This window comes from Mucilaginibacter corticis, from assembly GCF_007558865.1.
GTDB lineage: Bacteria > Bacteroidota > Bacteroidia > Sphingobacteriales > Sphingobacteriaceae > Mucilaginibacter > Mucilaginibacter corticis.
This window is the reverse complement of sequence record NZ_VLPK01000001.1, coordinates 1,119,252-1,135,613: the sequence shown is the minus strand read 5'-3', so window position 1 is coordinate 1,135,613 and position 16,362 is coordinate 1,119,252. Positions and strand designations below refer to the sequence as shown.

11 protein-coding genes and 1 riboswitch are annotated in these 16,362 nt (G+C 42.9%); of the genes, 3 read left to right on the top strand and 8 right to left on the bottom strand.

What is annotated here, in order from left to right:
* Positions 1-29 precede the first annotated feature (29 nt).
* The 6 genes from FO440_RS04915 to FO440_RS04890 all read right to left on the bottom strand — a co-directional run bounded on the left by FO440_RS04915 (position 30) and on the right by FO440_RS04890 (position 8,969).
* Positions 30-2,174: a carboxy terminal-processing peptidase gene (locus FO440_RS04915; protein ID WP_144247098.1), complete on the bottom strand. Its 2,145-nt coding sequence runs from the start codon at positions 2,172-2,174 to the stop codon at positions 30-32.
* Positions 2,175-2,378: 204 nt separating this feature from the next.
* Complete coding sequence (locus FO440_RS04910; RefSeq protein WP_144247097.1) at positions 2,379-3,011, bottom strand: hypothetical protein; 633 nt, start codon at positions 3,009-3,011, stop codon at positions 2,379-2,381.
* A 97-nt stretch (positions 3,012-3,108) separates the two neighbouring features.
* The gene (locus FO440_RS04905) at positions 3,109-6,855 is read right to left on the bottom strand and encodes an ATP-binding protein (RefSeq protein WP_144247096.1); all 3,747 of its coding nucleotides are present in this window, start codon (positions 6,853-6,855) and stop codon (positions 3,109-3,111) included.
* A 66-nt stretch (positions 6,856-6,921) separates the two neighbouring features.
* Positions 6,922-7,806 carry an ACP S-malonyltransferase gene (fabD, locus tag FO440_RS04900; protein WP_144247095.1) on the bottom strand — a complete coding sequence of 295 codons (885 nt, stop codon included), beginning with the start codon at positions 7,804-7,806 and terminating at the stop codon, positions 6,922-6,924.
* Between the two features lie 92 nt (positions 7,807-7,898).
* Positions 7,899-8,543 (bottom strand): GTP cyclohydrolase I FolE, encoded by a 645-nt coding sequence (gene folE / locus FO440_RS04895; protein WP_144247094.1) that lies wholly within the window; start codon positions 8,541-8,543, stop codon positions 7,899-7,901.
* Between the two features lie 9 nt (positions 8,544-8,552).
* A complete protein-coding gene (locus tag FO440_RS04890; RefSeq protein ID WP_144248205.1) occupies positions 8,553-8,969 on the bottom strand; it encodes a 6-pyruvoyl trahydropterin synthase family protein in 417 nt (138 codons plus the stop codon).
* Between the two features lie 174 nt (positions 8,970-9,143).
* On the opposite strand from FO440_RS04890, the gene mqnB reads away from it, so the two are divergent.
* From mqnB to FO440_RS04875, 3 genes are all read left to right on the top strand, one after another.
* Positions 9,144-9,809, top strand: a complete 666-nt coding sequence (mqnB, locus tag FO440_RS04885; protein WP_144247093.1) for a futalosine hydrolase — start codon at positions 9,144-9,146, stop codon at positions 9,807-9,809.
* Between the two features lie 74 nt (positions 9,810-9,883).
* Positions 9,884-10,735: a menaquinone biosynthesis family protein gene (locus tag FO440_RS04880; protein WP_144247092.1), complete on the top strand. Its 852-nt coding sequence runs from the start codon at positions 9,884-9,886 to the stop codon at positions 10,733-10,735.
* Positions 10,736-10,837: 102 nt separating this feature from the next.
* Entirely contained in the window at positions 10,838-11,203 is a 366-nt protein-coding gene (locus FO440_RS04875) for a hypothetical protein (protein WP_144247091.1), read from the top strand.
* Positions 11,204-11,309: 106 nt separating this feature from the next.
* Here the strand turns inward: FO440_RS04875 and metF are convergent, their stop codons facing one another.
* Entirely contained in the window at positions 11,310-12,263 is a 954-nt protein-coding gene (metF, locus tag FO440_RS04870) for a methylenetetrahydrofolate reductase [NAD(P)H] (RefSeq protein ID WP_144247090.1), read from the bottom strand.
* A 92-nt stretch (positions 12,264-12,355) separates the two neighbouring features.
* Positions 12,356-16,042: a methionine synthase gene (gene metH, locus FO440_RS04865; RefSeq protein WP_144247089.1), complete on the bottom strand. Its 3,687-nt coding sequence runs from the start codon at positions 16,040-16,042 to the stop codon at positions 12,356-12,358.
* 136 nt (positions 16,043-16,178) lie between these two features.
* A riboswitch (SAM riboswitch) is annotated at positions 16,179-16,290 on the bottom strand.
* Positions 16,291-16,362 lie beyond the last annotated feature (72 nt).

The following is a 16,362-nucleotide window of genomic DNA, read 5'->3' as shown; positions in this document are numbered from 1 at the left end:
GATCTTTTGTTAATCTTTATATAAATAGTTTATTTAATAGTTGTGCCTACGCGGCTAACCTTGCTATCCAAATTAATATAATCTATCAGGATCTGGCCAGCTTCCAATTTCAGCGGATCAAGATCTTCTTTCTTAGGTTTTGTCTCGCCTTTCTTTAAAGGTTTATAGCCCATAGCAACCCGTAGTTCGTTATCGCGGTTAAGCGTTTTTAACTCGTCTTCATCACGTTGTTTTTTAAGCTGCTGTTCGTTAAGCGTCACCGATTTCTCTTTTTCACTCTTTTTGTAATCAGCGATGGTTTCCATAAAGGCTTTATTGCTTGGGCTGGTGGCCATGCGCTGTTCATGCAATTTGGTTAATTGCGGTATAACGGCTGCAAAGTCGCCGGCTTTTACGTAATCGCTTTTTGGAATAATATCAAACGGCAATGCAGACGGGTCTGTATCTTCACCATATTTATCCAATGGGATCAATGACGGGAACTGAATATCCGGAATTACACCTTTATGCTGGGTTGAGTTACCGCTGATGCGATAAAACTTAGCAATAGTCAGGTTTAACTGGCCAAACTGGTTTTCACTGCCGGTTGATACCTGCTTAGTTTTATCACCGCTTGAAGTTATACCTAACTTCTCTGCAATTGACGGCGTGATCACTTTATCCAGGTCGATCTCGCTTTGTACAGTACCTTTACCGTAAGTTTGCGTACCGATGATCAATCCGCGGCCATAATCCTGTATAGCACCTGCGAAGATCTCAGATGCCGAAGCACTGAAACGATCAACCAATACGGCAAGCGGCCCGGCATAAGCTACCGACGGGTCTTCATCTTTATTAACATCTATCTGGTCCTGGGTATCTCTAACCTGAACAACAGGGCCGGTTTTAATGAACAGGCCGGTTAATGATATAGCTTCGTTCAATGAACCACCACCATTCTCGCGCAGGTCGATAACAATACCATCAACGTTGGCTTTTTTAAGCGTATCAATAGCCAGTTTCATATCGCGCGTAGTGCTTTGATAGTTGGCATCGCCGGCACGGTAAGCTGCAAAATCAGCATAAAAAGCAGGTACGTTAACTACCCCTATTTTATAGGTTTTGCCATTGTTTTTATATGTTTTTACTTCCTGTTTAACCAATTGATCTTTCAATACAATTTTTTCACGTACCAGTTCAACTATTTTAGGCTGATCAGAAACCGCTTTGCCTTGCGGCAATATTTTAAGTTTTACTACCGTGCCTTTTGTACCACGGATCAATTTGATAGCATTATCTATCCTCCAGCCTATAATATCCTGGAACTCGCCGTCTTTGCCTTGCGCTACTGCCAGGATCCTGTCGCCATTGTTAACCTGGTGGCTTTTGTCGGCAGGGCCGCCGGCAACCAGCGAGGATATAGAGATGTATTCGTTCTTGCTTTCAAGCGTAGCACCGATACCTTGCAATGACCTTGACATTTCCATATTGAATTGTGCCGCATGGAACGGATCAAAATAATTGGTGTGCGGGTCAATAGCCTCGGTAAAATCATCCATGAAGATCTGGAAAACATCGTTAGTGTTCAATTTTGAATTTTGTGATAACAGATCTTCGTAACGTTTTTTAAGCTTTTCTTTATTTTTGGCTACGTCATTGCTGGCCAGCGTTAAGTTAAGCAGGTCGTATTTTACACGCTTGGTCCACTCATTATTCATCGCTGTTTCATTGGCGACCCATGGCAGGTCAGAACGGTCATAAGTGAAAGACTCTTTTTGTGTGAAATCAAATGTTTTATCCAATTGCGCAATAGAATATTTTACACGCTCTTCGTACCTTTTTTGAAACACATTGAACATGTAATAAACATCATTAAGGTTTCCGTTTTTGATATCGTCGCTCAACGCGCTTTTATATTTATCAAAATCCTGTATGTCGGTTGCCAATAAATAATTATGGCCTTCGTCCAGGCTTTTAATGTAACGGTTAAATATCACTGCCGACAACGAATCGTTCAGATCAACTTTTTTATAGTTGTATTGAGATATAAACTTAGCTACGGTTTTGCAAACGGTACTTTGCTGCTCGGTAGGCTGCAGGTCGTTTGAGCCGGGTACTTTTATCGGTTTTGAAGGGGCGGCTTTACACGCAAGTGCTGCGCCAACAGCCAACACAAAATAAAATCTTTTAAACATATCTTTTACTAACGTTAATTCGGGTGTTTTTATTGGGTACATCAATACTTGTGCCTTATTGTAAATTGCTAATATAAAAAAATCAGCGACAGCAAAATATCTGTCGCTTATACTGTAAGACTAATAACAAGTAACAATATTACAATAATGTTTTACTGTTTTGTTAATACACCAAGTATTTTACGTAATTGTTATAAACAGAGGCTAATTTACTGCGGTTTTACTATTAGCTGCCTCTACCGCGTCGGCATAACGCAGTTCGGCTTTAGTAGTTAGGGTCTTATTGGTTTGCAGATACTTTATTTTTTTGTTGATGATGGTCAGGTCTGACAGCATGCCCTTATCAACGGCAGCGTCATGTGCCTCCTGCAGGTCGGCAAGCGCCAAAGGCACTTCGCCTATTTTGCTTTTTATATCCGCCAGAATGTACAAGTTATCTAACAAATGCCTGTAGTTGCCTGCCTCGCGTGCTATGGTATTGCTTTGCAGCAGGTACCATTTAGCTTCAGAAAATCTGTTTTGTTTCAGATACAAAGCAGCCAGGTCACTAAAATTATAACTGGCCATATTGTAGATCCTGAAACGCATATTATGTTTTGCTTCTGCCAAAAGCGCGTCCTCGGCAATTTCTATGGAAAAAAAAGAATAAGCTAAATTTTGAGCGGGTAACGTATTAGGTAATTTTGTGGTGCCTATATTTATTTGTGAGGGAAGGGCTTGTACTGCCGTTAAAACCACAGGTTGCTTCGGTTTGCGTTTCCAGAATTGTAATTGCAATTGTGCAGATGCTGTCAATCCTACAAAGCACAAAATAAAAAGCAGGGTAAATCTCATCAAGATTTTTTATTTTTTTTAATTAAGTCAAATATAACGATATATTTTAACGAATAGTATGTGTATGTTTAGGTAATTATCTGCAAGTTAAAAAATTAATCTAACTATTAGCAGCAGGCAGGCTAAGAAAAAATGTAGTTCCCCGGCCTATCTCCGTTTCAAACCAGACTTTGCCGCCGGCATTTTCAATAGAGTTTTTCACAAAGGCCAAGCCAAGCCCGGTGCCAGAACTTTTGGTGGTGAAATTGGGCTCGAATATTTTTTCGCGCATATTTTCAGGTATGCCGTTACCGTTGTCCTTAACTGTAAGCAGTATGTTATTGTAAGTTTCCTCATTTTTTATCTCTAATAGACCAAACCTATCCGGCGGGGTAGCCTCAATTGCATTTTTTAAGAGATTGTTAAAGCACCGTAATAACTGGTCCCTGTCGGCATTGACAAAAAATGCCCGGCCGGGTGTTTTATAGATGATATTAAAGTTGTCTGTTTGCTTAAATATGATCACCGCCTGGTCGATCACGTCAAAAATGTTAAAACGTTCCATGCGGGTGTCCGGCATTTTAGCGAAAGCCGAAAACTCAGACGCGATGGACGATAAACTTTCAATCTGCTCGACAAATGACTTGCTAAAGCGCTCAAATTTCTGGTCAAACCGTGGGTCTTTTTCCCGCCATGATTTTTCAAGCAACTGCAAACCAAGCTTTAACGGTGTAAGCGGATTTTTAATTTCATGGGCTACCTGCTTGGCCATTTCACGCCATGCGCTTTCACGTTCTGATTGGGCCAAGCGGGTCGCGCTGTCTTCCAGGGCGGCTATCATTTTGTTATACTCTTTTACCAGCGAACCAATTTCATCGTCCCTATCCCAAGTTATTGGCTCATTCTTTTTACCGTAAATGGTGTTACTCAGGCTTTCCTGGATAAAGTTTAAAGGATAGGTGATCTGGCGGGCAATTACCACTGCAAACAGGCCAATTGCTATAAATATCAGTGCATAAATATTGATCATGATGTTAAGCAATGATCCAATCTGCTCGCGGTAATCCGTTTCGTTCGAGAAATAGGGAAGCTGCAAAAAGGCTACTGTTTGGCCTTTGATCCTTATAGGCGCATAAACGGTTTTATAATTAAGACTGCCTATGGTTTCATCGTTAACGTATTCTGAACGTAGCTGGCTATGCAGGGTAACAAACGCTTTGGGATTCATACGCCTGGCAATAAGGCCATAACCATAGATCCGAGGCTGTGTGGTGATCAGTAAATTGCCTTCGCGGTCAAATAATACCAGGTCTGACGATGAAGAGGCCGCTAACGCATCAAATGTAACCAGGCTTTGCTCGTTTATGTGGACCATGTATTTATCAAAAAGACTGCTTTCAAAAGCGTCGGTAATCTTGATCAGCTTTTCACGGATTCCTCTTTCCTGCTGTGTCTGGTATTGTGTACTTATTGATATATAGGTGATTATACCCACCAATATCAATGTGATCACAACAGCAAAAACCATTGAAAACTGGATACGGGTTTTATAAAGGATCTTATCAAGCGTTATTTTAAAACCCCACTTAATTTTATTGTTTGTAATGGTTAATATTTTAATGCGCAGCCACGCCCAACTGCCTGCTAAAGTGAGCAAGCTAAATGCAAGCAGTATTACAAAAAAGAAAGTAACAGAAGTTACACTGTAAAAAACGGTATTCTCTTCTTTACTGATAACAATGATGTTACGGCTGCTTTGTTTATAAATTAAATGACTATAAGTTTGAAAAGGGTGGTACCAGGGGGCATTAGTTACGGGTATTATTTTAAACTTGTAGGTTTTAGGCAAAAACTTTTTTGTAGTGTCTTTATCCCTTACTATTTTGTAGACAAAACTGCCGCTTTGTGCCACTAATTTATCGTCAGAGTAAAAGGCATACGAATAGTTTTTTAACTCGTCATCATTTTTTATCTCGCCATCCATCAATAATTCAGGGAAATGACTGGCAATTTGAAGTGTTTTTGACTTTAACTCGATAACAATTGAACCTCGGAGCTGATTGCCGTCTACAACAGGAAGGATGGCGAAATAATTCTGGAAACCAAAAGATTCATTTTCCCGGTAAAAGTATTTGGATACTTTGATGGAGCTAAAAAGCACCATGGCTTTAAAGTTGTCCAACAAGTCATTTTTATCGTTTGAGATGGACTTTCCGAAGCTGTTAAACTCATGGATCGTTAAATTGTATTTAGACAAGTAACCATCAAAATAAAGCTTTTGGAAATGGTTTTTCAGGTAATCATCATTGTGTACAGTATCATTAAAGTACCTGATAGCAAGCGGGTCTTTAGCAATCTGGTCTTCCAGTTCTCTAAATAAGCTATCAGCCGTTTTATCGTCAGGCTTTTCCAGTTTGGTTATCAGCAATTTGCGGATCTTTCGCTCTTTAATATCCTCAAAGTGATTGAGATTTACTGAAGATATCACCGAGCAAATAAAAAGGATGGCAGCAAATTTTAATGTGGTGATGCGGGCGTTGGTGTAAAAATAAGCATACCCTCTAATCAGGACTATGAAAAACCACAATATATAAAAAAGGATAAGTTCGCCACGATAAAAGGTGTAATAAACTGTTGCCAGTAAAACACCAGCGCCCAGTAATAAAAACTGGTGCCTGGCGGATACTGCCAGCTTACTGCAAAAGGTTAAAAAAACCTCGTCAAGTAAATAGAATATCAGGAAGCTAAAACAGAGCATTAAAATGCCGCATAAGCTGTAGCCCGACAGGTTTAAAACATTATTTACATCAAAATTGATCTGCGACTTAACCACAAGCCCGTAAAACACATTTAGCAAGGCTGTTGATGTAGCAATAAGCATCACTATGCAAGAAATAACAATAGTATAGCTTGCAACCCGGCCCGGCGCATATTTAAGCAGCTTAAAACGCTGCCGGTAAAGACATGCCACAAACCAACTTACCGCCAGTATGTTGATGCAAAGATCTCCTAATGACGGAAATACATCACTTGCTTTATAGATCTCTGGTTTAAAAACAGCCAGCTTGTAAGTAAAATTGGGCCAGTTATAATACAGGTTAACAAACCGTACACCTACTATAAAAAAAGCAAGTAAAAGGAGTGACAAAACTATTTGCCCCTTATTGGCTAAATAGTTGGATATGTTTTGTACCAGGGTACAGGTAACTATCAGCGTTAAGATCCATAAAACAAGCTCGAAATAAAAGAACCGAAAATTAACCTCATTATACTTTACCTTAACAGAAAAAAGATAGGTATCTGCAACGCTGTGAACAGCGTAGGTATTTTTATCGGTAAAGTCTGCTATCTCAATATTGTTATCCTCAAGCAGGTCCTTGGCAAAAGTGTTTTGCAGGTATTGGTTTTTGACGCTGTAATTGATCTTTACCGGGATGAGAAAGATCACACAGAAGTTATCCTTTACCTGCTTGATAGCCTCATAATAGCCATTGTTGCCTCTAATAAATGAATACCCAAGCTTTATTGCTTTGGGGTTATCAGGGATATAAGATATGTCGCTCCAAAATTTAAGGGTATCCTTTTTATAGGTTAATACCTTAATGTTATGGTCAACCGTAAATTCTTCAATGCACTTTAGCGCCTCTTCATCATTATTATCCAGGCTTCTGAAACGGTAAAGGCCCTCAGGGGTACCGATGGCACGGCCAACGTAGCTTTCTTTTTTTTGAAGATTGTCTTCGAGGATTTTTGCAGTTTGGGCCAGGTTGTTAGCAGGTGTGTAAGTTGAACGTACAATTATTGCCGTTAATAATAAACTGGCGCCCAGTAACGCCAGCATTATACGTATTTTTCCTGCGTAACTCAAATGTGTATAATAGACTTATGTAAACTTACAATAAAAAAAAGCCGCTTTAGTTTGCGGCTTTAAAAATTATTGTTGTAGTGAGGCGCTCGCCGTGGGCATTGCCCGGTCTACCTTTTTAACTAGCCCCTGTAAAACATTACCCGGGCCAACTTCGGTGAATGATGTAGCACCATCTTCTAACATATGCATCACGGTTTGGGTCCACCTTACCGGGCCTGTAAGCTGCGCTATCAGGTTGTGTTTTATCTGCTCAGGATCTGTATAAGGTTTGGCATCAATATTCTGGTAAATGCGGCAAACAGGCTGGTTAATGGTGGTATGCACAATGGCATGCTCAAGCTCAACACGGGCCGACTCCATTAAAGGAGAATGGAACGCGCCGCCAACATTCAGCTTTAAGGCTCTTTTAGCGCCGGCCGCAGTCATTAATTCGCAGGCTTGATCGATACCTGATATGGTACCCGAGATAACCAGTTGCCCCGGACAGTTGTAATTTGCAGGTACTACTACGTCGCTTATGCGGTGACAAATATCCTCGACAGTAAAATCATCCAAACCTAAAATTGCAGCCATAGTTGACGGTTGGATCTCGCAGGCTTTTTGCATAGCATTGGCACGCGCCGCAACCAGGCGTAAACCATCCTCAAAAGATAAAGCACCTGCAGCTGTTAAAGCCGAAAACTCGCCTAAAGAATGGCCTGCCGCCATATCCGGCGCAAAATCAGGCAGTACTTTAGCCAATATAACCGAGTGTAAAAAAATAGCCGGTTGGGTTACGTTGGTTTGCTTAAGATCTTCGTCGGTACCGTTAAACATTATGTCGGTAATACGGAAACCTAAAATATCATTTGCCTGCTCAAATAATTGGCGTGCTTTGTCAGACTGTTCGTACAGGTCTTTACCCATACCTACAAACTGCGCGCCTTGTCCTGGAAAAATGTATGCTTTCATGTTGCCCCCTAACCCCCTAAAGGGGGAATTTTTAAAGTTTATAATCAAATATTTTTAGCCACCATTACTCCCCCTTTAGGGGGCCGGGGGGCCTAACTTAATTTCGAAGAAATTAAATGTAAAAACTCAGCTCTTGTTTTTTCATGGTAAAACCCACCCGAAAATGCGGACGTTGTGGTTACCGAATTTTGTTTTTGTACGCCACGCATGCACATGCAAAGGTGCCTGCATTCAATTACCACACCAACGCCAACGGGCTGCAGTGCATCCTGGATACAATCACGGATCTCATTGGTCAAACGTTCCTGAACCTGTAAACGGCGTGCGTAAGCATCAACTACTCGTGGGATCTTGCTTAGCCCAACCACATGCCCGTTAGGGATGTATGCAATGTGCGCCTTGCCAAAAAACGGCAGCATATGGTGCTCGCACATAGAATATACCTCTATATCCTTAACCACCACCATCTGGCTGTATTCTTCTTTAAATAAAGCCGAGTTTAATATTTCCTTGGGATTAAGGTCATAACCATGCGTTAAGTACAACATAGCTTTGGCAATACGCTCGGGGGTTTTTAACAAACCTTCGCGTTCCGGATTTTCGCCTAGTTGCTTCAGTACCTCTTTATAATGTCCCGACAGATTTTCAATAAGCTGTGGATTGTATCGGTCAACTTTTTCGTAACCGTTAATGTCTTCATTCCTGTCCGGAATGTTGTCGTCGTCGTCGTAGATCATTGTGCAGGTTTAATCACCAAAATACTCTGCCGAGTTGTTTTCAGTTTCATGTAATCTTACCGAGTGTAAAAACACGCCCTCATAGGCTTCAATAGGTGCTTTTAGCTGGTTAAAAATCTCAATACAAAGCAGTTCTGTCGATGCCATTTTACCTTTCATAAATTCAACATCAAGGTTAATGTTTTTATGATCAAGCTTTTGTATCACGTAATCGTTTATGATAATTTTCAGTTCTTTTAAATCGATCAAATAGCCGGTGGCATGTGTAACCTCGCCCTTTACGGTTACAAACAGGTTATAGTTATGGCCATGCCAATTGGGGTTGGCGCATTTGCCAAATACTTCGGCGTTTTTCTCTGCGCTCCATTCATCACGGTACATTTTATGGGCTGCATTAAAATGTTCCTTGCGCGTAATGTGTATCATCATAATATTTAATGGATGCAAATATACTTATTTTAAGTTTGCAGTTAATAGTTGGCAGGGATCAGTTTGCAGAAGGTAATAAACAGTTTGCAGGATTGAATGTTAACATTGCTGTAAACTGCAAACTGCCCACTGCAAACTTAAAATAGTATATTAGCCTAAACAAAAAATGACATGCGCATACTAATTGTTGCCGCTACCCAGCCCGAAGTACAGCCTTTAATGGATGCGTTGGGTATGCAAAAGTCTGACGAAGACGATAACCTGTTTGTACCGCGGCATGCGTCGGTAGCTAACTGCTCGGTCTTGATAACCGGGGCAGGAATGGTACCTACGGCTTTCGCCTTGGGCAGGCATTTACCGCATAACGTGTATAACCTGGTGATCAACCTGGGTATTGCTGGCAGTTTTGACCATAATATCAAACTGGGCGACGTGGTAGAGATAACCAAAGACACCTTTGCCGAACTTGGGGCCGAAGACGATACCCGTTTTATCAGCATTGAACAATTAGGTTTAGGCGCAGGGATCTTTGCACCCACCGGCAGCCTTGCACATTTTACCAGAAAAATAAATTTGAATAAGGTATCAGCCATTACTGTAAATACAGTGCATGGCAATGAGGCCAATATAGCGGCAATTACCAACCGCCTTAATCCGCAATTGGAAAGTATGGAAGGCGCGGCTTTCTTTTATGCCTGCCATACCCTTAAAGTGCCTTGTGTGCAGATCAGGGCAGTGTCAAATTATGTAGAAAAACGCAACCGCGATAACTGGCAGATAGGGCTTGCTGTTAAAAATCTGAATACATTTGCGCAGGAACTGATCAGGGAGTTATAGGTCGTTTATTAATGAGCGAATTAGTGAATGTTTAAGCCTAATCTCTGATCAACCAGCCACTAATCTCTGACCCAATGAAACTAACCCTCGGCTTTTCGCCATGCCCTAATGATACCTTTATTTTCGACGCTTTAATTCACCATAAAATTGATACCGAAGGACTGGATTTCGAGGTGTTTTATGATGATGTGGAAACGCTTAATCAAAAGGCATTTCGCGGCGAACTGGATATTACCAAGCTAAGCTATCACGCCTTTGCCTACATTGTAGATAAATATGTTTTACTGGGTGCCGGCAGCGCGCTGGGCTTCGGTGTGGGTCCGATGCTGATCTGCAAGGACGATCCCGAAAAATTACAGGAACAACTAAAAACTGAAAACTGCAAGCTGAAGATCGGTATCCCCGGCAAATACACTACAGCCAATTTTTTACTGGGACTGGCATTCCCTAACGCTACCAACAAGGTAGAGCTTATGTTCTCTGATATTGAGAACGCGGTTTTAGAGGGCAGGGTGGATGTAGGGCTCATCATCCACGAAAACCGTTTCACTTACCAGGATAAGGGCCTGAAGAAGATCATCGACCTGGGCGATTACTGGGAGAAAGAAACCGGCTGCGCCATCCCGCTGGGTGGTATCGTAGCCAATCGTAATTTACCGTTGGATATTCAGCATAAGATCAACCGGGTATTACGCAGATCTGTAGAATTTGCCTTTGCCAACCCTAAATCAGGCCTCGACTTTATCCGTCAGCATGCGCAGGAAATGAGCGAAGAAGTGATGTATAAACACATTGAGTTGTATGTAAACAAATACTCGGTTGACTTAGGCGACGAGGGCCGGAAAGCTATACAGCTATTATTTGACACCGCTTTGGAGAAGAGGATAATACCGGAAATTAAAAATGAGATCTTTCTTGCGCTTTAATCCCTCTAAGCACAAAGTCCCATAAACAGTACAACAAGGTGATTCAAAATTAATTTTTGAGCCATCCAAAAGGCTTTGTTAGTTTTGGCTTAAATTAGCGCCATGATGAAGAAGCCATATTTACTATTTCTGTTGTTTATAGCCTTAGCCGGCTGCAGTTTAAGCGGGAGTAAGTTTGACCGCCAGAAATGGAGTTATGGCGATGGCCTTACTTACCCGCTGCGCGATGATATTGTAGACGATCTAATGAAAAACCATCATATCAAAGGGCTTACTTACAGGCAGGTGATCGATTCGTTGGGCAGACCGCAAAGACGGGATTCACTACAGTTTACCTACCAGATCCTGGATGACAGCTTTGACTTTAACCGTAAGAAACCGGCTCACAAGAAAAGCCTGATCGTATATTTCAGCAAAGACTCAGTGGTTACAAAGTTTGAGATCTACGAGCATACCGATAAAAAGTAGAGGCGCAAAGAAAAGGGTGTCATACTGAGCTTTGTCGAAGTATGTGCGCCGGCCTTTACGCTTACCCTTCGAGGGCCTCAGGGTGACACCCCAAAATAACTGTTTTTTAAAATATCGCTTCTGCTATCCGTTTCGTCGGGCCGGGATTACCCATGGTGTAAAAGTGCATTACCGGTGCACCGGCTTGGATCAGTTCCTTGCATTGGCTGATCATCCACTCAATACCAACCTCTTTTACGTCCGCTTCTGATTTGCAGGCATGCACCGCATCGCTTAAAGCATCAGGAATATCTATGTGGAAGATCTTCGGCAAGTTGATCAATTGCTTTGATGACGTAATAGGTTTAAGTCCCGGTATGATAGGTACGTTGATGCCGTTATCGCGGCAATTTTTAACAAACTCTATGTACTTGCTGTTATCGTAAAACATTTGGGTTACAATAAAGTCCGCACCGTTGTCGATCTTCTGTTTCAGGTATTTAAAATCTGTTTTCAGGTTTGGCGCCTCAAAATGTTTTTCGGGGTAACCCGCAACACCGATACAAAAATCAGACTTTACAGCCTCATGGTCTTCATGCAGGTATTTACCTTTGTTCATGTTGGTTACCTGTTCTAACAGGTCTGTTGCATAACTATGGCCGCCGGGGGTAGGCACAAAAGACGATTCTGTTTTACGGGCATCGCCACGTAGCACTAACACATTTTCAATACCTAAAAACTGCAGGTCTATTAAAGCATATTCTGTTTCTTCCCTGGTAAAGCCACCGCAAATTAAATGCGGTACGGCGTCGACCCCATACTTATTCATAATGGCGGCGCAAAGGGCAACAGTGCCGGGGCGCTTGCGGTAGCTCACTTTCTCAAGCAAACCGTTGGCATGCTCTTTATAAACAGGTTCCTCGCGCGACGAGGTAACGTCAATAAACGGCGGTTTAAACTCCATCAATGGGTCAATGGCGTTATAAATCCCCTGGATGCCCTGGCCTTTAATTGGTGGTAATAACTCAAACGAGAAAAGAGGTTTTCCTTTGGCGTTTGCTATATGTTCGGTAATCTTCATGCCCCCTAACCCCCTAAAGGGGGAATTTTTGGTTTAATGGTTAAATATTATAAAATTTTTGATCTTTTTCTCCCCCTTTAGGGGGTCGAGGGCTAATAATTCAAATTTGGCCCCAACCATCTCTCAACTGTTTCTACACTCATGCTCTTGCGGTGCGCGTAATCTTCTATCTGGTCTTTGCTGATCTTGTTCAGGCCGAAATACCTTGCCTGGGGATGCGCGAAATAGAACCCGCTAACAGATGCTGCCGGTGTCATGGCCAGGCTTTCTGTTAAGTGCATATGCGCGTTATCTTCGGCTTTCAACAAGTCAAACAGTGTGATCTTCTCAGTATGCTCAGGGCAAGCCGGATAACCCGGTGCCGGACGGATGCCCTGGTATTCTTCTTTCACCAATTCTTCAACCGTTAAGGCTTCGTTGCTTGAATATCCCCAGTATTCTTTACGTACCAGTTCGTGCATTTTTTCGGCGAATGCTTCGGCTAACCTGTCTGCTAAAGCTTTGGCCATAATGCTGTTATAGTCGTCGTAATCTTTTTCAAACCGGGCAACCAGTTCATCGCAGCCAATGCCTGTGGTTACGGCAAATCCGCCGAAATAATCAGCCTTGCCGCTTTCTTTATCAGCAACAAAATCAGATAAAGCGTAATAGGGCTCGCCTTTTACTTTTTCTGATTGCTGGCGCAGGGTATGAATGCGGGATAATAATTGCGTGCGACTCTCGTCAGTATATAACTCAATATCATCGCCAACCGCATTTGCCGGCCAGAAACCGATAACGCCGTTTGCCTGCAACAGGTTATTATCTACAATCTCTTTTAACAGTACCTGCGCGTCGTCATACAGCTTCTTAGCCTCAACACCTACAAATTTATCGTCAAATATTTTTGGAAAGCTGCCGCGCAGTTCCCAAGTGTGGAAGAAAGGTGTCCAGTCGATATATGGAACCAATTCTGCTAGCGGATAGGCCTCAAAAACCTTAGTGCCGGTAAAAGCAGGTTTTTGCGCTATCTTATCCAGGTCTATCTTAAACTTATCAGCACGGGCCTGCTCTAATGTTACAAATCTTTTATCTGATTTTTTATTGGCATGAGCCTCGCGGGCTCTTTCATATTCGTCTTTAATGCCCTGTATGTAACTATCGCGGGTATCGCGGTTCATCAGGTTACTGCAAACGGTAACACTTCTTGAAGCATCCAGCACATGTATTGCCGCGCCCGAATAGTTTGGCGCAACCTTAACCGCGGCATGGATCCGTGACGTGGTAGCGCCGCCAATAATCAACGGAATAGTAAAACCTTCGCGTTCCATCTCTTTGGCAAAATGCACCATTTCGTCTAAGGATGGTGTGATCAAGCCACTTAATCCTATGATATCTACCTCCTGTTTCTTTGCTTCTTCAATAATACGTTGCGCGGGTACCATCACCCCAAGGTCTATCACCTCGAAATTGTTACAGGCCAGTACCACGCCTACTATATTTTTGCCGATATCATGCACATCGCCTTTAACAGTCGCCATTAACACTTTACCTGCATTGGCACGGCTTCCGCTCGAATCTTCGCCTGCGTCAATAACACGTTGTTTCTCCAGCTCGATAAATGGCAGTAAGTAAGCCACCGCTTTTTTCATTACCCGGGCAGATTTTACCACCTGTGGCAAAAACATCTTACCCGCACCAAACAGATCGCCTACAATGTTCATCCCGTCCATCAACGGGCCTTCTATCACCTCAAGCGGTTTGGCGTATTGCTGCCTAGCCTCTTCAACATCAGCATCAAGGTATTCAATGATACCCTTTACCAACGCGTGCGATAAACGATCGGCAACCGGCCCTTTGCGCCATTCTTCGTCGCGCACAATTTCTTTGCCTTTGCTCTTTACAGTATCGGCATATTCAACCAGCCGTTCGGTAGCATCGTCGCGGCGGTTTAGCAATACGTCTTCAACCAGTTCAAGTAGTTGCTTGTCAATTTCCTGGTAAACCTCCAGCATCCCGGCGTTAACAATACCCATATCCATACCTGCTTTAATGGCATGGTATAAAAATGCCGAGTGCATCGCTTCGCGAACAACATTATTCCCCCTAAAGGAGAACGATATATTACTTACACCGCCACTTACTTTAGCGTAAGGCAGGTTTTGTTTTATCCAGCGGGTTGCCTCAATAAAATCAACCGCGTAGTTGTTATGCTCCTCAAGCCCGGTTGCTACAGTCAGGATATTCGGATCGAAAATGATATCCTGCGGAGGGAAACCAACTTCATCTACCAGGATCCTGTAGGAGCGTTCGCAGATCTCTTTACGGCGTTCCAATGAATCGGCCTGGCCGGTTTCGTCAAAAGCCATTACCACTGTGGCAGCGCCGTAGCTTAATATTTTACGGGCATATTCTTTAAATTTCTCTTCGCCTTCTTTTAACGAGATGGAGTTGACTATACCTTTTCCCTGGATACATTTCAATCCTGCTTCTATAACCGTCCATTTTGACGAGTCGATCATGATGGGCAGTTTTGAAATATCCGGCTCGGATGCTACCAGGTTCAGGAATTTCACCATCACCGCTTCCGAGTCGATCATCCCCTCGTCCATGTTAATGTCGATAACCTGTGCGCCACCTTCCACCTGCTGGCGTGCAACGGTCAAGGCTTCTTCATAGTTCTCGGCCAGTATCAGCTTTGAGAATTTTGGCGACCCGGTAATGTTGGTACGCTCACCCACGTTCACAAAAATACTTTCGGGCGTAATAGTTATTGCTTCCAGTCCGCTTAAACGCATGTACGGTTCAATTTCAGGGACAGGGCGCGGCGGATATTTAGCGGCTTTTTCGGCAATACACTGGATATGATCAGGCGTAGTACCGCAGCAACCACCTACAATGTTTACCAGTCCGGCTTTCATAAAATCGTCAACCTGGTGCGCGGTTTCGTGCGCGGTTTCGTCGTATTGGCCAAACTCGTTCGGCAAGCCGGCATTAGGGTAAGCCGAAATAAACACATTGGCTTTTTCAGAAAGCTCCTGGATATGCGGGCGCATTTCGCGCGCACCCAAGGCACAGTTTAAACCTACCGACAATAAATTAGCATGACGGATAGAGTTCCAGAATGCTTCAACCGTTTGCCCTGAAAGGGTACGGCCTGATGCATCTGTAATAGTGCCCGAGATCATGATAGGTAAGTGCTTGCCGCTTTCCTGGGCATACCTGTCGGCAGCAAACAAGGCTGCTTTGGCGTTTAACGTATCAAAAATGGTTTCGATCAGTAACAAGTCAGATCCGCCATCAACCAAACCACGGATCTGGTCATAGTAAGCATTGGCCAGATCATCAAACGTAACGGCACGGTAACCCGGGTCATTCACATCAGGCGATAACGAAGCGGTACGATTAGTAGGGCCAACAGCGCCGGCCACAAAACGCGGTTTATTAGGTGTTTTTAAATTATATTCGTCTACAACCTCACGGGCAATGCGCGCGCCTTCGTAGCTCATTTCATAAGCCAGTTCTTCCATGTGGTAATCGGCCAATGAAATTACCTGTGTGCTGAATGTATTGGTTTCAATAATATCCGCGCCGGCATCAAGGTACTCGGCATGGATGGCCTTGATCACGTCGGGGCGCGTCAGGTTAAGCAGGTCATTATTTCCCTGCAGGTCTGACGGATGATCTTTAAATCTCTCTCCACGAAAATCCTTCTCGGTTAACTGGTACCGCTGTATCATGGTACCCATTGCCCCGTCAATAATAAGAATGCGTTTTTTTAATTCTTCTTTTATGTTCATTTGCATCAGTTGGCAGTAGCCAGTTTTCAGTTGGCAGCAACCGTCTTTTTAAATAGCAAAAAACTGCAAACTGCGTACTTAAAACTGCAAACTGTAAAAAAGCTTATTTCGAAAAGTCGGGTGTTGTATTGACTTTCACTTATCTGTCCCGGGTGGCTGTAGCGGCCCGAGTAGAATGTAGCACCTTGTTAAGTAACAGGTTGCTAAGACATCGCAGGGTCTAATCCCTCCGTCTTTCTCTATAAGCAGTGCAAAGGTGCGTAATAAAGTTGTAAAGTGCAATAGCTTATGTAAGCCCTAATATCCTATTTATGTAATAA